The organism is Sorangium sp. So ce1504 (genome assembly GCF_051521635.1).
Lineage (GTDB): Bacteria > Myxococcota_A > Polyangia > Polyangiales > Polyangiaceae > Sorangium > Sorangium cellulosum_B.
The window spans coordinates 7,067,749-7,087,527 of the sequence record NZ_CP150365.1 but is presented as its reverse complement, the minus strand read 5'-3'; the positions used below and the strand labels follow the sequence as shown (position 1 = coordinate 7,087,527).

9 protein-coding genes and 1 pseudogene are annotated in these 19,779 nt (G+C 70.4%); 6 read left to right on the top strand and 4 right to left on the bottom strand.

Features of this window, described 5'->3' with window-relative positions:
- Positions 1-84: 84 nt before the first annotated feature.
- The gene (locus tag WMF39_RS26620; RefSeq protein WP_437739290.1) at positions 85-258 is read left to right on the top strand and encodes a hypothetical protein; all 174 of its coding nucleotides are present in this window, start codon (positions 85-87) and stop codon (positions 256-258) included.
- Here the strand turns inward: WMF39_RS26620 and WMF39_RS26615 are convergent.
- The 3 genes and pseudogenes from WMF39_RS26615 to WMF39_RS26605 form a co-directional block, all read right to left on the bottom strand.
- Positions 255-6,347 carry an AAA family ATPase gene (locus WMF39_RS26615; RefSeq protein ID WP_437739289.1) on the bottom strand — a complete coding sequence of 2,031 codons (6,093 nt, stop codon included), beginning with the start codon at positions 6,345-6,347 and terminating at the stop codon, positions 255-257. The genes WMF39_RS26620 and WMF39_RS26615 overlap by 4 nt on opposite strands.
- Positions 6,348-7,217: 870 nt before the next feature.
- Positions 7,218-8,363 (bottom strand): annotated as a pseudogene (locus tag WMF39_RS26610) (IS701 family transposase); the annotation flags it as partial.
- A 229-nt stretch (positions 8,364-8,592) separates the two neighbouring features.
- Complete coding sequence (locus WMF39_RS26605) at positions 8,593-14,682, bottom strand: AAA family ATPase (protein WP_437739288.1); 6,090 nt, start codon at positions 14,680-14,682, stop codon at positions 8,593-8,595.
- Positions 14,683-14,833: 151 nt separating this feature from the next.
- Here WMF39_RS26605 and WMF39_RS26600 point away from each other — a divergent pair, with 151 nt between their 5' ends.
- A complete protein-coding gene (locus tag WMF39_RS26600; RefSeq protein WP_437739287.1) occupies positions 14,834-15,043 on the top strand; it encodes a hypothetical protein in 210 nt (69 codons plus the stop codon).
- A 117-nt stretch (positions 15,044-15,160) separates the two neighbouring features.
- Here WMF39_RS26600 and WMF39_RS26595 read toward each other — a convergent pair whose 3' ends face one another.
- Positions 15,161-16,342, bottom strand: coding sequence for an LLM class flavin-dependent oxidoreductase (locus tag WMF39_RS26595; RefSeq protein WP_437739286.1), 1,182 nt, complete (start codon positions 16,340-16,342; stop codon positions 15,161-15,163).
- 481 nt (positions 16,343-16,823) lie between these two features.
- Here WMF39_RS26595 and WMF39_RS26590 point away from each other — a divergent pair, with 481 nt between their 5' ends.
- From WMF39_RS26590 to WMF39_RS26575, 4 genes are read left to right on the top strand one after another with little or no spacing between them, the layout of a single operon-like run.
- Entirely contained in the window at positions 16,824-17,420 is a 597-nt protein-coding gene (locus WMF39_RS26590; protein ID WP_437739285.1) for a hypothetical protein, read from the top strand.
- A complete protein-coding gene (locus tag WMF39_RS26585) occupies positions 17,417-18,388 on the top strand; it encodes a hypothetical protein (protein WP_437739284.1) in 972 nt (323 codons plus the stop codon). The genes WMF39_RS26590 and WMF39_RS26585 overlap by 4 nt, the downstream gene beginning before the upstream one ends.
- Entirely contained in the window at positions 18,385-19,077 is a 693-nt protein-coding gene (locus WMF39_RS26580; protein WP_437739283.1) for a hypothetical protein, read from the top strand. Before WMF39_RS26585 ends, WMF39_RS26580 begins: the two co-directional genes overlap by 4 nt.
- Complete coding sequence (locus WMF39_RS26575; RefSeq protein WP_437739282.1) at positions 19,074-19,772, top strand: response regulator; 699 nt, start codon at positions 19,074-19,076, stop codon at positions 19,770-19,772. Before WMF39_RS26580 ends, WMF39_RS26575 begins: the two co-directional genes overlap by 4 nt.
- The last annotated feature ends 7 nt before the right edge of the window (positions 19,773-19,779 follow it).

Here is a 19,779-nt window from a genome sequence, read left to right as displayed (position 1 = left end):
CCGGCAGGCCGGGAGGTATCCCTCGGCAGATCGTCGACCCGCCGGGGAAGGCCCCGGGGCTTCACCGGCCAGCTCGAAGGCAACGTGCAGACGATCGAGCAGGCGTACGAGCGGGGACAGATCCGGTTCCCCTTCTGGGCGCACCCGATCCCGAAGTTCATCGCCGGGACCGGCGGCGGCGTGACGGCGGCCACGCTCAGCTTCGCCTCCGTGCGTTCCGCGCCGCTCAGCCCTTCATGTTTGCGAAACTCGGGCTAGGCTGGCTCGACGCCGCGTTCGTCCGCCTCCGGCGGGTTCAGCGGGAGCTCCACCACGAACGTCGCGCCGGCGCCCGGCTTGCTCTGCACTTGGATGGATCCGCCGTGCGACGCCACGATCGAGCGTGCGATGTAGAGCCCGAGCCCGATACCGCCGAAGTTGCGCACCGACACCGCGCGCTCGAAGCGCTCGAAGATCCTGCCCTGATCGGCCTCCGCGATCCCGATCCCCTCATCCCGGACCACGAGCAGCGCGCGATCCGCCTGCCGCCGCACGTCGATAGAAATAGGCCCGCCTGCGCCGTACTTCATCGCGTTCGACAGGAGGTTGATGACGACCTGCTCCAGGCGATCCGGATCCCAGTGCCCGACCACGGGCGCTCCCAGCTCCAGCTGCGTCGGGCAGCGGGCGTCCGCGAGCTGGGGGCGCATCCGCTCGACGACCTCGCGCACCAGCGCCGCAAGGTCGACCGGCGCCCGCGTGAGCGTCAGCCGCCCGGCGTTCATCCTCGTGACGTCGAGCAGCTCGTCGACCAGGCGCCCGAGCCGCGACGTCTGGCGGCCGAGGATACGGAACATCGCCTCGATCCGCTCCGGGGGAACGCTTGCGAGCGAGCGGCGGTGCAGCAGGCGCTCGGCCGCCTGCACCTGCATCTGCAGCGAGGTCAGCGGGGTCTTGAGCTCGTGAGACGCGACGACGAGGAACTCGTCCCGCCGCTCGATGGCCTCCTGGGCCTCGGTGTACAGGCGGATATTGTCGAGCACGAGCGCCGCGCGGCGCCCCAGCTCCTCGGCCAGCCGCAGGTCGGCGGGGCCGTAGCGGCGCTCGGGCGCGGTCGCCAGCAGGGTCATGACGCCGAAGTACCGGTCGCGCGCGAGCAGCGGAACCCGCAGGAACGCGTGGACGCCGAGCTGCTCCCAGAGAGGCCTGACCCGCGGGTCGAGCGAACCCACCTGCTGTAGCAGCGGCGTGACGCGGCCGGCTTCGCCCTCGGCTCCGGCCGGCGACGCCTCTGCCAGCAGGCGCAGCGCGTCCTTCAGCGCTTCCAGCTGCTCGCCGGGCACCCCTGCCGTGACCGTCCAGCCCGGCGTCCTGCCCTCGAAGAGCACCTCGACGACGCACTGATCCGAGAGTTCGGGCACCGGGAGCTGCGCCACGCTCTCGAACGTCGCGCCGTAGCCGAGGGCCATCAGCTTGCAGCTCGCCTCGGCCAGGAAGCGCACGGCCTGCTCGGTCCGCTTGCGCTCGGTGATGTCGGTGGAGATGCCGCCGAGCGCGCGGGGCGCGGGCCCCTCACCGAGAGGGAATTTGACCGACAGGAAGGTGTGGAGCCCGTCCTCCAGCGGGATCTCCTCCTCCCACTCCATCGGCACGCCCGCGTCGAGCACCTTCCGGTCGTGGTCGTGGATGGTCTCGGCGACCGGAGCAGGGAAGAGCTCGGCATCGGTCCTCCCAAGGAGCTGCTCGCTCGGCATGCCCAGGTTGGTTCTCACCAGCCGGTTGGCGAGCAGATATCGACCCTCGCGATCCTTGAGGTAGATGGACGCCGCCGAGTTGTCGACGATGGCCTGGAGCATCTCCTGATTGGCCTTGAGCGCCTGTTCCGCTCGCCGCCGCTCGGCGTTCTCCTGCTCCAGCTCGGCGTAGAGCAGGGCGTTCTCCAGCGAGATGGCCGACTGCGAGGCGAGCAGCTCGATGACGCTGAGCCGCCCGGGAGTGAAGGCGCCGGTGACGAGGTTGTTCTCCAGGTAGAGCAGGCCGATCAGCCGGGCCTGGTGCACGATCGGGAGGCACAGCACCGATTTCGGGCGCTTGTGACTGAAATACTCGTCCTCCATGAAGGGGTGCCGGGCGGCAGCGTCGTCGAGCAGCACGCGCTCGTGGCTCCGGCGAACGTAGTTGAGGACGGCCTCTGGCAGCGCGGCCGAAGGCGCCTCGCCCGCGTCGAGCAGCCGCACCGCGCCCCCAGGTGTCTCGATCGCCGCCGCGGTCGACAGGCGATCCTCCCGGAGCAGGAGCACATGCCCCTTCTCGGCGCCCGCGTGCTCGACCACGATGCGCAGCAGCGTCTCGAGCAGCCGCGGGAGCTTGAGCTCGCCGGAGATGCTCTGCGACGCCTTCACCACCGACAGGACGTCGAACTGCTCGGCCCGCACGGCGAAGGTGACGGTGGGCGCGATCGGCTTGCGCGGGGCGAGGTGGGGGTAGCGCTGGTCGAGCTGCTCCACCTTGGCGTGGGCGCCCCACGTGAAGTAGCCGGCGCGGGCCTTGCGCAGGTAGCAGTCGGCGGGCGTCGCGAGGTCGCGCGCGCGGTAGAACGCCGCGGCGAGCTCGCAGGCGATGGCCTCGTGCTGGATGAAACCGCCCTCCCGCGCCGACGCGATGGCCTGCTCGTAGAGCCGGATGGCCTCCGGCTCGTGCCCCCGGAGCCGGGCGATCTCGGCGCGGACCAGGGCGTGCTTGTGGAGGAAGTTATCGGGGCCGCTCCTGGCCCACTCGCCGAGCTGCCGCTCGCACTCGAGGAGCCGCTCGGGGAGCGCCCGCTGCGGGGAGGGCCCCGCCTCGTGCGCCTCGTGCGGCGCGTTGAAGAGGGCCGCGAGCGAGAGCGCGAGATAGTAGAAGTTCTCGGCGATGAGCGGGTACGGCGCGATCCTGAAGGGGTTCTCGACCATCACGCGGGTCGCCGCCGCGGACGCCTCCCTGGGAGAGCCAAGCACGAAGAGCGCCTGCGCCTTCAAGCTGTAATAGAGAGCGCGAACGCCCTGCAGATCCCCCTCCTCCAGCTGCGCCTCGAAGGCCGGCGGATCCAGATCGGACCCGTCCAGCATCGAGAAGCGGACCGGTCTCCCGCGCAGCGTCTGGAGCATGGCGTGGTCGCTGAGGAGCGCGATGTGCGCGAACGCGTAACCGGCGCTGCGCACGAAGCCGAGGCGCTCGTCGACCTCGCGGAGCACGTCCTCCAGCGGCTCGCCAGAGAGCAGCCGGAACACCGCGGCCCAGAGGCAGCTGAAGCACGCGTTGTTCAGATCGCCGGACTCGACCGCGGCGCTGAAGCCGGCGCGGGTGTACGGATACGTCTCTCGGTAGTGGCGTGTCCAGAAGACGACATGCTGTCCGAAGAGGTTGATCACCACCGATTTCGTGGTGAGGAGGCCGCTCCTGTCCGCCAGGTCGCAGCCGAGCTTGCCGAACCGATAGGCCTCCTGGTATCGCCCGAACGTCGGGCCGATCACCCTCGCGAAGGCAGTGTACGCATACGCGGAGCTCTCGGCGCTGCCGTGGCGCAGGCTGAGCTGGACCATGCGCAGGACGACGAGAACGTGCAGGTCCGGGTCCACGAAGACCGCTGGGAGGACTATGCGCTGCAGCACGCCCATCGTGATCTCGATCTCCGGGTTCGTCATGGGGGGCAGATGGATCAGGTCCTCGATGGCCCGGTCGCCCAGGGCCTGCCAGACGCTCTCGGTCTCCTTGTCAATCTGTGCGCCGGTGGGGTGGAGCGGCAGATCGATGTCGCAGGCGCGGAGCCACGAGAGGCCGATCTCCACCGCGCGGGCGTATTGCCCGCGGGTCTGATAGAAGGCAAGGACGAGCTCGACGGCGGCGGCCGTCTCGCGCCGGGTCCTCGCGCGGTCGCGGAGCTCTTCCAGGAGCCGCTCGGCCTCGTCGAAACCGCCAGTGATGTACGCGACGTGCGCGCGCTCGAGCGTCAGGTCGTAGGTCAGCTCGTGTTGCGTCTCCCAAGAGTCCGGCGCGAGCAGGGAAAGGCCCGCGGCGAAGAGCGCGGCGGCGGACTGGAAGGCCGCGGCGGCCTTGGCCTTCCTGCCGGCGCGCAGGTTCAGCGCCGCGACCTCGTGCCGCTCCGCCCGAGAACGGATGAGCGCGGCGCCGCGGTTGAGGTGGCCGACGACGTCGAAGAGCGCCTCGTCGCGCTCCTCCGCGCGCTGCGCCCTGAGGAGCAGCCGGCCGATCCAAAGGTGCATTTCGGCGAGCTGTCCCGCCGGGATGAGCGAGTAAGCGGCTTGCTGCACCCGGTCGTGAAGAAATCGATAGGCGTCGCCCCGGCGGAGGAGCAGCCCCTCCCGCACGGCCTCCTCGAGCGCGTCGCGGAGCTCCGCCGCTTTCCGGCCCGCGACCAGCGCGAGGGTGTCGAGATCCAAGCTGCTGCCGAGGCACGCGGCGAGCTTGAGCGCGTCCCGCGTCGGGACCGAGAGCCGCTTCAGCTTGCCCGCCATCAGCTCGACGACGTTGTCGGTGAACCCCTTGTCGCGGATCGCGGCGATGTCCCACCGCCACCTGCCCGCGTCCGCGTCGAAGGCGATGAGCCCCTCCTGGTGCAGCGCGATCAGGAACTGGAGCACGAAGAACGGATTACCGCCGGTCTTCTCGTAGACCAGCTGCGAGAGCGGCTCGACCTGGCCTTCGGGCGCGTGGACCGTCTCGGCGACGAGCGCCCCGACGTGGGCGGTGGAGAGCGGATCGAGGACGAGCTCGGAGACAGCGGCGCCGTGCTGCCGCACCTCGGCCAGCGTGAGCCGCAGCGGGTGCGCGGGGCCGACCTCGTTGTCGCGGTATGCGCCGATCAGCAGCAGATGCGCGGGCCCGGCGTAGATGGCGAGCTGCTCGAGCAGCTGGAGACTGGCCGCGTCGGCCCACTGCAGATCGTCGAGGAAGAGCGCCACGGGGTGCTCCTTCCGGGCGCACGCCGCGACGAAGCGCTGGAGCGTCGCGAGCAGCCGGCTCTGGGCCTCGGCGGGCGGCAGCTCGGGCACGGGCGGCTGGGGGCCGAGGAGCAGCGTGAGCTCGGGGAGCACGTCGGCGAGCAGCCTGCCGTTTTCGCCGAGGGCCTCCCGGAAACGCTGTCTCCAGCGCTCGACCTGCTCCTCGTTCGCGCTGAGGATCTCCTGAAAGAGCGCCCGGAACGCCTGAAGGAAAGCGCGATAGGGGACGTCCCTCGCGGTTTGATCGAACTTGCCGGAGAGGAAGAACCCCCGCTCCCTCACGATCGGCCGGTGCAGCTCGGCGACGAGCGACGACTTGCCGATGCCCGAGTAGCCCGACACGAGCACGAGCTCTGGCCGGCCCTGCGCCACCACCCGCTCGAACACGCCGAGCAACGCCTCCACCTCGCGCTCGCGCCCGTACAGCCGCTGCGGGACCTGGAACCGGTCGGAGACGTCGCGCTGACCGAGCGCGAAGGGCTGAATGGCGCCGCTCGTCCGCCACCGGGCGAAGCACTCGTCCAGATCGTGCCGCAGGCCCGCCGCGCTCTGGTACCGCTCCTCGGCGGCCTTGGAGAGCAGCTTGAGCACGACCGCGGACAGGGGCGGGGGAATCGACGGGACGAGCGCGTGTGGCGGGACCGGCTTCTGGGCAATGTGGCAATAGACCCACGCGACGGGATCGCTGGCCCGGAACGGCAGAGCGCCCGCCAGCATCTCGTACAAGACGACGCCGAGGGAGTAGAGATCGGTCCGCTCGTCGATCCAGCGGTTCATCCGGCCTGTCTGCTCCGGGGCCATGTAGGCCAGGGTCCCCTCGATGAGCCCGACGTGCTCGAGGTGCTGGAGCTCGCGGGGTATCCGGGACGCAATCCCCAGATCGGTGATTTTCACTTCGCCGGTGGCGGGGTTGAGGAGCAGGTTCTGAGGCTTGATGTCCTTGTGGACGACGCCATGGCGGTGCACCTCGGCGAGCGCCTCCACCAGGCGGACGGCGAGCGGGAAGAAGCGCTCGATCGGCATCGGCCCTTCCAGGAGCCGATCGAGCGACACGCCGCCGAAATCCTCCAGGACCAGCGCCGGCTGATCGCCGAGCATCTCGAGCGCATAGGGCTTGACGATCGCCGTGCTCTCGAGCGCCCGAGCAATCTCGTACTCGTGACGCAGCCGCTCCGGGGCGCGAGGGCTCGCGTGATCGCGCCGGAGGACCTTGAGCACCACGGCAAGGCCGTCGCCCTCGCGTACACCCCGGTAAAGAAGGGTGTCTGAACCCTCGCAGAGGAACTCGATGATGGCGTAACGGGACGACGCCCCGGGATCGGACGAGACGGGAATGGTGGTGTCCGCAGGAGCCCTGCTACGGGTCATTGCGACGCATGCTGCCATGATCGGTGCGCATCGCCATCGCCTTGAGCAGGCGAGGCGCCGGACATCATCCGTCCTCCTCTGCGAACCAGCGCGCGCCACGTCCCGCACCGGGGCCACCCTGCTCATGAGATCGCGGCAGGACCTGCCCCGCATGCTGGCTCGTGAACGTCACGTCGTCGCCGCCCACCGCTCGACCGAGCTCTCATGCCGCAGCGCACGGAAGTGCTCGCTCGTCGTCGTCGTCGTGGACGGTGCCCACTTCCGCGCCTGGAGGATCAACGACAAGGTCGAGAAAGGCGGGCGGCGGAACCCTCAATCCACCCATTTGGAACAACGAGTGGGAGAGCTCGATGATGCATAAAACAGCGATGATTAGCTGTTTCCGCGCCCTCTCCGTAGTGGATATCCGCCCGATCTCGCTCCGTGTCCGTGATGCGGCGCGGCCACGGCGTCGAGACGGGATTTCTGATTCACGGAACTAGTACTACAGCCGCGGTTAGGGAGCCCGGGCGCGGGCGAGCGGTCGGTCGCGGCGGCGCCGGTAGCAACAGGCGCGAGCCTGCGCGCGCTTTCGGCGTCGCCACCCCGACCATGCCCAGCGGAACTCGGGCGAATGGGCGGGCAGCGGAAGCACCAGCTCCATCAGGCGGCGGACTTCGGGAATGCTCCAGGGCGCCAGCGTCGGCGGACCGTCGCTTTCTTCGGGCGCCGCGGGCTTTTTTCCCCCGACGTGTCAAGCGCGGTCTGCTGCATGCGCTCGGCGTTCTTCCCCGGCCCCGGGCGCGCTGCTTTGGGCAGGAGGTCGGGGTTCATCGCCGGGGCGTACGGGAAGGCGCCCTCCGCGGGAAGCTTCGCGCGCACAAAAGCCAACCACGCCAGGGCCATCATTCCCAACGTGATGTACCGATGCCAGCTCGGCCACGAGCGGACCTCGTAATGGTCGAGGCCGACGTCATCCTTCGCCTCCTCGAAGCACTGCTCGATCGTGTAGCGCGTGGAAGCCACGTGCGCGAGCGTTACCAGCGGTGTGTCGGCTCCGGCGTTGGACAGGTAGTAGGCCACTTCCGACGGCTTCGAGACAGAGCGGCGGGCCAGGAGCCAGAGCTCGTCGGCCGGCAAGCGCCGACGGCTGTCGACGACGCGTGCGCGGGCCCAGTCGTACTCGATGGGTCCCTTCTCGCCTTGATGGACGGCAAGGCGATGCCATTGCTTCGGCGACCACTGCGCCGCCACTTTTGCCACGGTGGAGGCGTGCGGCGCGCCCGGTGCAAGACGAGTGCGCGTGCGGAGCGGACCACGAGGGTGTTCGCGTTCGGTCGGGGGTTCCGCGACCGCGGGTCGCTGGGGCCATACCGGCGTGCTCGAGATGACCGCGAGAACATACCGATGGCCCTGCGCGGCGATGCCGTCGCGAAGCACGGGGTCGTCCCCGTAGACTTCATCGCCTGTGACCCACGCCATCGGGACACCATGCTGCCAGGCGCCATGCAGCATCTGCATCGCCAGCTGCGGCTTGGTCTGGAATGCGACATCCTCCGGAACGTGAGCGTCCTGCCTTCGCGCCGGATCGCTGCACCACGCTTCTGGCAAGTAAAGACGACGATCCAGAATCACATGTCCACGTGGGCTGGTGTAGCTGAGGAACACACCGATCTGGCAGTTCTCGATCTTGCCTGCCGTCCCGCTGTATTGCCGCTGCACGCCGACGGACTTCGTGCCTTTCTTGAGAAAGCCCGTTTCATCCAGTACGCCGATGCCCTGCGGGTCGCCGAACTGCTCGATCGTGAAGTTCAACAGGAGATCGCGCGCCGCATCCGCGCTCCAGTCCGCACTGTACAGCAGCCGCTGCACGCGATCGGGCGTGCGGTCCCCGATGGCCTCGGCCAACTGCCAACCGTTCCGCCGCGCCGCCGGCCCCATCAGCGAGCGCACGTACTTGATCGCCTGCTCGCGCGGCTCGCTGCGCGCGAACAGCGCCGCGAATCGCGCGTGAAATGCCTCAAAATCTGCTGCCATCGCGTCTCACGCCAACGCGGCTGGCAGCTCGCTCGCCCCCGGATCCATGGGCGGATCCTGGGTCCAACCTGGATCGATGTCGAGGTGCGGCTGTAGTACTAGTACTACAGCCGCACGTCGGTGAGCGCCGAACGAGCTGGGCTCCACCAGTGTGCGGACAAGCCAAGCGTCATGATCGTCCGGCCGCTCATCGAGTCCCGCGGAGATTCGGCGACGTGCGGCTGTAGTACTAGGCCAGCGCGACGCCGCGCTCGTCCGCCTCCGGTGGGCTCAGCGGGAGCTCCACCACGAACGTCGCGCCGGCGCCCGGCTTGCTTTCCACCCGGATGGATCCGCCGTGCGACGCCACGATCGAGCGTGCGATGTAGAGCCCGAGGCCGAGGCCGCCGAAGTTGCGCACCGACACCGCGCGCTCGAAGCGCTCGAAGATCCTGCCCTGATCGGCCGCCCCGATCCCGATCCCTTCATCCCGGATGACGAGCAGCGCGCGATCGGCCTGCCGCCGCGCGCCGACGAAGATAGGCCTGCCTGCGCCGTACTTCATCGCGTTCGATAGGAGATTGATGATGACCTGCTCTATGCGAGACGGATCCCAGCACCCGACCACGGGCTCCTCCAGCTCGAGCTGCGTCCGGCAGTGGGACGCCGCGAGCTGCGGCCGCATCCGCTCGACGACCTCGCTCGCCAGCGCCGCCAGATCGACCTCCGCGCGCGCGAGCGCCAGCTGCCCGGCGTTCAGCCGCGTGACGTCGAGCAGCTCGTCGACCAGGCGCCCGAGCCGCGACGTCTGGCGACCGAGGATCTGGAACATTGACTCGATCCGCTCCGGGGGGACGTCCGCGAGCGAGCGGCGGCGCAGCTGGCGCTCGACCGCCTGCACCTGCATCTGCAGCGACGTCAGCGGGGTTCTGAGCTCGTGAGACGCGACGACGAGGAACTCGTCCCGCCGCTGGATCGCCTCCTGGGCGTCGGTATACAGTCGGGCGTTGTCGAGCACGAGCGCCGCGCGGCACCCCAGCTCCTCGGCCAGCCGCAGCTCAGCGGGGCCATAACGGCGCTCGGGCGCGGTCGCCAGCAGGGTCATGACGCCGAAGTACCGGTCGCGCGCGGCCAGCGGAACCCGCAGGAACTCATGAACGCCGAGCTGCTCCCAGAGATGCCTGACCCGCGGGTCGAGCGAACCCACCCGCTGTAGCAGCGTCGTGACGCGGCCCTCTTCTCCCTCGGAGCCGGCCGGCAACGCCTCCGCCAGAACGCGCAGCGCGTCCTTCAGCGCGTCGAGCTGCTCGCTGGGCACCCCTGCCGCGACCGTCCAGCCCGGCGTCCTGCCCTCGAAGAGCACCTCGATGACGCACTGATCCGACAGCTCCGGCACCGGGAGCTGCGCCACGCTCTCGAATGTCGCGCCGTAGCCCAGCGTCATCAGCTTGCAGCTCGCCTCGGCCAGGAAGCGCACGGCCTGCTCGGTCCGCTTGCGCTCGGTGATGTCGGTGGAGATGCCGCCGATCGCGCGGGGCGCGGGCCCCTCGCCGAGAGGGAATTTGACCGACAGGAACGTGTGCGGCCCGTCCTCCAGCGGCACCGTCTCCTCCCACTCCATCGGCACGCCCGCCTCGATCACCTTCCGGTCGTGGTCTTGGATGGCCTCGGCCATCGGAGCAGGGAAGAAAGCGGCGACAGTCCTTCCGAGGATCTTCTCGCTCGGCACGCCCAGGAGGTTGCCCACGTGCCGGTTGGCGAGCAGATGTCGGCCGTCGCGATCCTTGACGTAGATGGCCGCCGCCGAGTTGTCGACGACGGCCTGGAGCATCTCCTGATTGGCCTTGAGCGCCTGTTCCGCGCGCCGCCGCTCGGCGTTCTCCTGCTCCACCTCGGTATAGAGCAGGGCGTTCTCCAGCGAGATGGCTGATTGCGAGGCGAGCAGCTCGATGACGCTGAGCCGGCCGGGGGTGAAGGCGCCGGAGACGAGGTTGTTCTCCAGGTAGAGCAGGCCGAGCAGCCGGGCCTCGCGCAGGATCGGCAGGCACAGCACCGATCTCGGGCGCTTGCGCCGGAAATACTCGTCCTCCAGGAAGGGGTGCCGGGCGGCGGCGTCGTCGAGCAGCACGCGCTCGCGGCTCCGGCGAACGTAGTTGAGGACGGACCGCGGCAGCGCGGCCGCCGCGGCCTCGCCTGCATCGAGCAGCCGCGCCTCACCCCCCGGCGTCTCGATCGCCGCCGTCCACAGGTGTTCATCCCGGACCAGGAGGACGCAGCCCTCCTCGGCGCCCGCGTGCTCGACCACGATGCGCAGCAGCGTCTCGAGCAGCCGCGGGAGCTTGAGCTCGCCGGAGATGCTCTGCGACGCCTTGACCACCGGCAGGACGTCGAACTGCTCGGCCCGTACGGCGAAGGTGACCGTGGGGGCGATCGGCTTGCGCGGGGCCAGGTGGGGGTAGCGCTGATCGAGCTGCTCCACCTTGGCGTGGGCGCCCCACGTGAAGTAGGCGGCGCGGGCCTCTCGCAGGTGGGCGCCTTCGGACGTGGAGAGGCCACGCGCGCGGTAGAACGCCGCGGCGAGCTCGCAGGCCATGGCCTCGTGCTGGACGAAGCCGCCCTCCCGCGCCGCCGCGATGGCCTGCTCGTAGAGCCCGATGGCCTCCAGGTCCTGCCCGCGGAGCCGGGCGATCTCGGCGCGGACCAGGGCGTGCTTGTGGAGGAAGTTGTCGGGGCCGTTCCTGGCCCACTCGCCGAGCTGCCGCTCGCACTCGAGGAGCCGTTCGGGGAGCGCCCGCTGCGGGGAGGGCCCCGCCTCGTGCGTCTCGTCGAAGAGGGCCGCGAGCGAGAGCGCGAGATAGTAGAAGTTCTCGGCGATGGGCGGGAGCGGCTCGGTCCTAAAGGGGTGCTCGACCATCACGCAGGTCGCCACTGCGGACGCCTCCCTGGGAGAGCCGAGCACGAAGAGCGCCTGGGCCTTCAAGCTGTAATAGAAGCTGCGAACGCCCTGCAGATCCCCCTCGTCCAACCGCGCCTCGAAGGCCGGCAGATCCAGCTCGCATCCATCCAGCATCGAGAAGCGGACCGGCCTTCCTCGCAGCGTCTGGATCATGGCGTGGGCGCCGACGAGGGCGCTGTGCGGGAACGCGTAACCGGCCCTGCGCACGAAGCCGAGGCGCTCTTCGACCTCGCGAAGCACGTCCTCCAGCGGCTCGCCAGAGAGCAGCCGCAACAGCGGGGCCCACATGCAGTTCAAGCACGCCATGTTCAGATCACCGGACTCGACCGCGGCGCTGAAGCCGGCGCGCGCGTACGGATACGTCTCTCGGTAGTGGCGTGTCCAGAAGACGACATGCTGTCCGAAGATCATGAACACCACCGATTTCGTGGTGAGAAGACTGCTCCTGTCCGCCAGGTCGTGGCCGAGCTTCCCAAACAGGTAGCCCTCCTGGTATCGCCCGAACCTCGGGCCGATCATCCACGCGAAGGCGGTGTACGCGTAAGCGGAGCTCTCGGCGTTGCCGTGGCGCAGGCTGAGCTGGACCATGCGCAGGACGATGAGAACGTGCAGGTCCGCGTCCACGAAGAACGCAGCGGCGGCCACAGCCTGCAGCACGCCCATCGTGAGCTTGATCTCCGGGTGCGTCATGGGGGGCAGATGGATCAGGTCCTCGATGGCCCGGTCGCCCAGGGCCTGCCAGACCCTCTCGGTCTCCTCGTCAATCTGTGCGCCTGAGGGATGTAGCGGCAGATCGATGTCGCAGGCGCGGAGCCACGAGAGCCCGATCTCCACCGCGCGGTCGCCCTGCCCGCGGGTCAGGTAGAAGGCGACGGCGAGCTCGACGGCGGCGGCCGTCTCGCGCCGGGTCCTCGCGCGCTCCATGAGCTCTTCCAGGAGTCGCTCGGCCTCGTCGAAGCCGCCGGTGATGTACGCGACGTGCGCGCGCTCGAAGGTCAGGGCGTAGGTCAGCTCGTGTTGCGTCTCCCAAGAGTCCGGCGCGAGCAGCGAAAGGCCCGCGGCGAAGAGCGCGGCGGCGGCCTCGTAGGCCGCGGCGGCCTTGGCCTTCCGGCCGGCGCGCAGGTTCAGCGCGGCGAGCTCGTCCCGCTGCGCCTGGGAATGCAGGAGTGCGGCGCCGCGGTTGAGGTGACCGACGACGTCGAAGAGCGCCTCGTCGCGCTCGTCCGCGCGCTGCGCCCTGAGGAGCAGCCGCCCGATCCCCAGATGCATCTCGGCGAGCCGTCCCTCCGGGATGAGCGAATAAGCGGCTTGCTGCACCCGGTCATGGAGGAAGCGATAGGCGTCGCCCCGGCGGAGCAGCAGCCCCTCCCGCACGGCCTCCTCGAGCGCGTCGCGGAGCTCCGCCGCCGGACGGTCCGCGACCACCGCGAGCGTGTCGAGCTGCACGCTGCTGCCGAGGCACGCGGCGAGCGTGAGCGCGTCCCGCGTTGGGACCGAGAGCCGCTTGAGCTTGGCCGCCATCAGCTCGACGACGTTGTCGGTGAACCCCTTGTCGCGGATCGCGGCGATGTCCCACCGCCACCTGCCCTGCTCCGCGTCGAAGGTGATGAGCCCCTCCTGGTGCAGCGCGATCAGGAACTGGAGCACGAAGAACGGGTTTCCGCCCGTCTTCTCGTAGACCAGCTGCGAGAGCGGCTCGACCTGCTCTGCGGGCGTGTGCGGCGCGTGGACCGCCTCGGCGACGAGCGCCGCGACGTGGGCGGCGGAGAGCGGCTCGAGGACGAGCTCGGAGACGGCGGCGCCGCGCTTGCGCGCTTCGGCCAGCGTGAGCCGCAGCGGGTGCGCGGGGCCGACCTCGTTGTCGCGGTAGGCGCCGATCAGCAGCAGGTGCGCGGGCCCAGCGTACGTGGCGAGCTGCGCGAGCAGCTGGAGGCTGGCCGCGTCGGCCCACTGCAGATCGTCGAGGAAGAGCGCCACGGGGTGCTCCTTCTGGGCGCACGCCGCGACGAAGCGCTGGAGCGTCGCGAGCAGCCGGCTCTGGGCCTCGGTGGGCGGAAGCTCGGGCACGGGCGGCTGCGGGCCGAGGAGCAGCCCGAGCTCGGGGAGCACGTCGGCGAGCAGCCTCCCGTTCGGGCCGAGGGCCTCCCGGAAACGCTGTCTCCAGCGCTCGACCTGCTCCTCGTTCGCGCTGAGGATCTCCTGAAAGAGCGCCCGGAACGCCTGAAGGAAAGCGCGATAGGGGACGTCCCTCGCGGTTTGATCGAACTTGCCGGAGAGGAAGAACCCCCGCTCCCTCACGATCGGCCGGTGCAGCTCGGCGACGAGCGACGATTTCCCAATGCCCGCATAGCCCGATACGAGCACGAGCTCTGGCCGGCTCTGCGCCACCACCCGCTCGAACGCGCCGAGCAGCGCCTCCACCTCGCGCTCGCGGCTGTACAGCCGCTGCGGGACCTGGAACCGGTCGGAGACGTCGCGCTGACCGAGCGCGAAGGGCTGAATGGCGCCGCTCGTCCGCCACCGGGCGAAGCACTCGTCCAGATCGTGCCGCAGGCCCGCCGCGCTCTGGTACCGGTCCTCGGCGGCCTTGGAGAGCAGCTTGAGCACGACCGCGGACAGGGGCGGGGGAATCGACGGGACGAGCGCGTGCGGCGGGACCGGCTTCTGGGCAATGTGGCAATAGACCCACGCGACGGGATCGCTGGCCCGGAACGGCAGAGCGCCCGCCAGCATCTCGTACAAGACGACGCCGAGGGAGTAGAGATCGGTCCGCTCGTCGATCCAGCGGTTCATCCGGCCTGTCTGCTCCGGGGCCATGTAGGCCAGGGTCCCCTCGATGAGCCCGACGTGCTCGAGGTGCTGGAGCTCGCGGGGTATCCGGGACGCAATCCCCAGATCGGTGATTTTCACTTCGCCGGTGGCGGGGTTGAGGAGCAGGTTCTGAGGCTTGATGTCCTTGTGGACGACGCCATGGCGGTGCACCTCGGCGAGCGCCTCCACCAGGCGGACGGCGAGCGGGAAGAAGCGCTCGATCGGCATCGGCCCTTCCAGGAGCCGATCGAGCGACACGCCGCCGAAATCCTCCAGGACCAGCGCCGGCTGATCGCCGAGCATCGCGAGCGCATAGGGCTTGACGATCGCCGTGCTCTCGAGCGCCCGAGCAATCTCGTACTCGTGACGCAGCCGCTCCGGGGCGCGAGGGCTCGCGTGATCGCGCCGGAGGACCTTGAGCACCACGGGAAGGCCGTCGCCCTCGCGTACACCGCGGTAAAGAAGGGTGTCTGAACCCTCGCAGAGGAACTCGATGATGGCGTAACGGGACGACGCCCCGGGATCGGACGAGACGGGAATGGTGGTGTCCGCAGGAGCCCTGCTACGGGTCATTGCGACGCATGCTGCCATGATCGGTGCGCATCGCCATCGCCTTGAGCAGGCGAGGCGCCGGACATCATCCGTCCTCCTCCGCGAACCAGCGCGCGCCACGTCCCGCACCGGGGCCACCCTGCTCATGAGATCGCGGCAGGACCTGCCCCGCATGCTGGCTCGTGAACGTCACGTCGTCGCCGCCCACCGCTCGACCGAGCTCTCGTGCCGCAGCGCACGGAAGTGCTCGCTCGTCGTCGTCGTCGTGGACGGTGCCCACTTCCGCGCCTGGAGGATCAACGACAAGGTCGAGAAAGGCGGGCGGCGGAACCCTCAATCCACCCATTTGGAACAAAAAGTGGGAGAGCTCGATGATGCATAAAACAGCGATGATTAGCTGTTTCCGCGCCCTCTCCGTAGTGGATATCCGCCCGATCTCGCTCCGTGTCCGTGATGCGGCGCGGCCACGGCGTCGAGACGGGATTTCTGATTCACGGAACTAGGGCTTGTCGAACTCGGGGATGAGCTTGCCGATCTGGCGAATGCTGCTCATGACCTGCTCGTGCGAAAGGCGCCCGACCTGCTGGAAGCTCAGCAGGCGATCGATGCCGAGGTCCTGGTAGAATTTGATCTTCTGCCGGCACGTCTCCGGGCTGCCGACGATGAGCGAGTTCTGCTCCTTCAGGGCGTCGAACACCTCCTCGTTCGGGACCTCTTCGTTCTGCATGATGCGGGCGAGGACCGCGTTGGCCTTGGTCTCGGCCGGCGTCTTCCCCGCGCGGTCGCGCAGGAGCTGGCCCACGAGGCCGCCGCCCGCCGGGTCCTTGGCCAGCGCCTGCTCCTCGGCGTGGGTCCGCAGGAAGTGCTCCTTCGCCTCGAAGAACGTGAAGGACCCGTTCGTGTACCACGCGGCCGCGGAGGCGGCGCCGTTCTCCATGGCCTGCTGGTCCGTCTCGGCGCAATGAGCGAACGTGAAGAACCCGACCTGGTTGTTGATGAACGCGCCCACGGGTCGCTCACACCGGCGGATGGCCTCGCGGTAGATGCCGATCCACTCCTTCACCTGCTCGGGCGGCGCCCACAGCGTGACGCCGAGCGCGCCGACCCCGTTGCGCCCGGCCTGCTCGAACGAGGCGAGGCTCGAGCAGGCCTGCCAGAGGGGCGGGTGGGGCTTCTGGTACGGCTTCGGGATGATGGGGACGTTGTTGATCTCGGCGTCCTCGCTCTTCCAGGAGAACCGCTCCTGCGTCCACATCTTCGGGATCATCTCGAACGCCTGCTGCATCTGATCGCGCGTCCGGTCCGGAGGGATGTTGAACGTGCGCCACTCCGGGATGGTCGAGCGGGCCAGGCCGAGCTCCAGGCGACCGCCGCTCAGGTGATCGAGCATCGCCGCGCGCTCGGCGACGCGGATGGGGTGGTTGAACCGGAACGGCGACAGCACCGAGGAGTGCCCGAGCCGGATCGACGTCGTGTGCTGCGAGATCGCCGCGAGCATCACCTCCGGCGCCGACGAGTAACTGAACTCCTCGGCCGTATGGTGCTCGACCTGCCACCAGCAGCCATACCCGAGCCGATCGGCGAGCTTCGCCTGCTCGAGGGTGTTCATGATGACCCTGTGCTCGTGGTCCTCCGACCACGGACGGGGACTCTGCATCTCTGTGAACAGGTCGATCTTCATTACTTCCTCCCTCGCGAGTGCCGCGCGCCAAGCATCGATCCGTCGCGTACAAATCGGCAATGTGTGGTTTGGCGCACACCGATCTACATGTCGATGGATCGCCGGAGTCGGGCGCTCAGAGGCTGTGATGTGTGTGTGGACCGTCGCGGGAGACCTCCCGTGGAGGGCTCCTCGGGTGCCGGCGGTCCCGGCCCCGGGGCGCTCCGGAGGGCGCGCGCCATCGCCACGTCTTCGCCACAACCTCTCCGCGTCTGTTCCTCGTCGGGCGCGCGGGTGCGCCTCACCCGGGGGGTACGCCCAGGGAGGTCTGCGGCGGCCGTGACCAGGCCGCGCAGCGCTCACCCCGATGGAGGTCCTTGTGCAGGCGCAAGCTACCTGTCTCCCCGTAACGTCATCGCCCGAGGCCGGCACGGACGCCGGCGCAAAAGATCCCGCGGAGCGTCGAGACGACGCCCCCGCGGCCCCTGTGCCCGGCCCCGCCGTGGAGCTCACCGCAGGCGCCGGACACCGCAGCTGGACGGCCGCCCTCCTCGCGGAGCGGCCTTCGGTCTCGCTCCGCGACGAGCTGTCCCGGTTCGGCGTCGGCGTCGGCCTCGCGGCGCTGTACGGCCTCTCGCTCGGCGCGCGGCAGGGCGGCGTGTCGTTCGTCCGCCACGCGGCCGGCGTCCCTGCGGCGATGATCGCCGTTGCGTGCGTCGGCGTGCCGGCGCTCACGATCGTGCTGACGCTCTTCGACGCGCCGCTCGACCCGCCGCGCGCGCTCTCGGCGACGGCGCGCGCCGCGGCCGCGACGGGCCTCGTGCTCGGCGGCCTCGCGCCCGCCTCGGCGCTCTTCGTCGTGACGAGCGGGGCGGACGCGACCGCGGCCCTCATGGGGCTGCTCGGCCTCGCGGTGGGCGGCGCCGTCGGCATCTGCATCCTGCTGCGTGACCTCGGCGCGGTGCTCCAGCGCGAGGGCGGTCTCGCCGGCGTGTCCCGGTCGACCGCGGCGCTCGTCGTGTTCGCGGGGTTCGCCGTGGTGCTCGCGCTGCGCGTGTGGTGGGGGATGCTCCCGATCCTGAAGGGGGGTGTCCTGTGAGCGCCTCCGTCGTGAGCCGTCTCCTCCGGGCGCCCTCCGAGGTGGCCGCGAGCTGCCGTGAGGACAGGGACATCCGCGCCATCGCGCTCGCGTCGCTCGGCGCGATTGCCCTCGGCTCGGCCGTGTTTGGCGGCGTGATCGGGAGCTTCCGCGGCAGCGAGCAGATCGTCTTTGCGGCCGTCAAGGTGCCGCTGGCGATGCTGATCACGCTCGCGCTCTCGGTCCCGGCGCTCCACGCGTTCTCGGCCGTGCTCGGGCGCCCGTGGCCCATGCGGTCCGTCATCGCGCTCGCCCTCGCGTCGGCGGGCCGCTCGTCGCTGGTGCTGCTCGCGTTCGCGCCCGTGCTCTGGCTGGCCATCGACGTGGGGCTCGGCTACCACGCGTCGTCGGTCGCGGCCTGGCTCGCCTACGCCGTCGCGGGCCTCGCGGCGCTCGGCGTGCTCGTGCGGGGCATCGGCGCGGGTCCGGGCCGCTGGCTCACCGCGGTCGCCTTCATGGCCGTCTTCTTCGCCGTCGGCGGTCAAGCCGCATGGATCCTCCGGCCCTACCTCGGGCGGCCGAGCGAGAAGGACGTCCCGTTCCTGCGCGCCCGCGAGGGGAGCTTCTCCGACGCGCTCGTCACGAGCTTCCGCTCCGCGCTCATCTACGACGACGATCTGCGCTCGCACGACGGGCTGCGCCCGTGGGAGCGACCCTCGCGCGATGGCGTGGCTCCGGTCGATGACCCGCCGGCGGACGGCGCGACCCAGCGGGAGGTCCCGCCGGCGGACGGCGCGACCCGGCGGGAGGTCCCGTCGGCGGACGGCGCGACCCAGCGGGAGGTCCCGTCGGCGGACGGCGCGACCCAGCGGGAGGTCCCGCCGGCGGACGGCGCGACCCGGCGGGAGATCCCGCCGGCGGACGGCGCGGGCCTGGACGGCCTCGATCGGGGCGCCGAGCGCGGCGACCGGGTGAAGGAGGCGCAATGAGCCTCCGCGATCTCGCGGTGCTGTACCTGATCGCCGGGCTCGCGTGCGCCGTCGCGGTGTACCGCGCCTCGCCCGAGGGGCGCCGCCGCGCCGCCCTCTCCGCGGCGCTCTGCGTGCCGCTCTGGCCCATCTGGGCGCCCGTCGCGCTCACGGCGGGCCGCGGGGAGGGCGGCGGGCGCGCGATCGGCGCCGCGGGCGATGCCGCCGCGCGCGTCCAGGGCGCGCTGCGCGAGGGGGTCAGCGCGTGCGCTGGCACCTCGTTCGAGGCGCTCCTGTCGCGCGAGGCGGCCTCGCGGATCGAGGCCGAGGTGGCGCGCGCCGCCGCCCGCCACGCGGAGCTCGACGCGCTGCTGCGCCAGAGCGGCTTCGACGAGGGCGCCGCCGCGGCGCGCGTCGCGGAGATCGAGCGGGGCGGCGGCGGCGCGGGCGCGCGGTCGCTGGCGACGGCGCACCTCCACCTCGAGAACATCCGGCGCCTGCGGGCGATGCGCGACCGCGACGCCCGCGCCCTCGAGGAGCTCGCGGATCTCGTCCAGGCGCTGCGCACGCAGCTCGTGCTGGCGCGCTTCGCCGGATCCTCGGTCGAGGGCGTCGGTGGTATCGTGTCCGAGGTCTGGGCGCGCGTGGAGGGCCTCGGCGCGGCGATCGACGCGCACGGCGCCGGAACAGAGGGACCGATCGCGACGTGAGCAAGCACATCCTGGTCGTCGACGATGAGGCGCGCATCCGCGAGGTGCTGCTCTACGCCCTGCAAAAGGAGGGGTACGCCGTGACGGCGGTGGCCGACGGGCGCGCCGCCGTCGAGGCGGCGGGGGCGGGCACGGTGGACCTCGTGGTGCTGGACGTGATGCTCCCCGAGCTCGACGGCCTCGAGGTGTGCCGGCGGCTGCGCGCCGGGAGCAGGACGCCGATCCTGTTCCTGTCGGCGCGCGCCGACGAGGTCGACCGGATCGTCGGCCTGGAGCTCGGCGGCGACGACTACCTCACGAAGCCGTTCTCGCCGCGGGAGCTCGTGGCGCGGGTGCGCGCGCTGCTCCGGCGGACCGAGGCGCCCCCGCCCGCGCCGGCGTCCGCCGGCGCGCGCGCCGCGGTCCTCCGCCACGGCCCGATCGAGGTCGACACCGAGCGTCACGAGGCGCGGTACCTCGGCCAGCCGGTGTCGCTCACGGCGACGGAGCTCGGCGTGCTCGGCGCACTGCTCGAGCGGCCCGGGGTGGTGCTCTCGCGCGGGCAGCTCATGCAGCGCGCCTACCGCTACGACAACCTGATCACGGAGCGCACCATCGACACGCACGTTCGCCGGATTCGCGCGAAGTTCCGGGTGGTTGGCGGCGATCCGATCGCCACCGTCCACGGCGTCGGCTACAAGCTGCAGGGGGCGTAGCCGGGCC

Bases quoted from the DNA above. Each gene is read 5' to 3' on its own strand.
- WMF39_RS26595 (WP_437739286.1), bottom strand. From the start codon at position 16,342: ATGAAGATCGACCTGTTCACAGAGATGCAGAGTCCCCGTCCGTGGTCG.
- WMF39_RS26600 (WP_437739287.1), top strand. From the start codon at position 14,834: ATGCTGGCTCGTGAACGTCACGTCGTCGCCGCCCACCGCTCGACCGAG.
- WMF39_RS26615 (WP_437739289.1), bottom strand. From the start codon at position 6,347: ATGACCCGTAGCAGGGCTCCTGCGGACACCACCATTCCCGTCTCGTCC.
- WMF39_RS26605 (WP_437739288.1), bottom strand. From the start codon at position 14,682: ATGACCCGTAGCAGGGCTCCTGCGGACACCACCATTCCCGTCTCGTCC.
- WMF39_RS26580 (WP_437739283.1), top strand. From the start codon at position 18,385: ATGAGCCTCCGCGATCTCGCGGTGCTGTACCTGATCGCCGGGCTCGCG.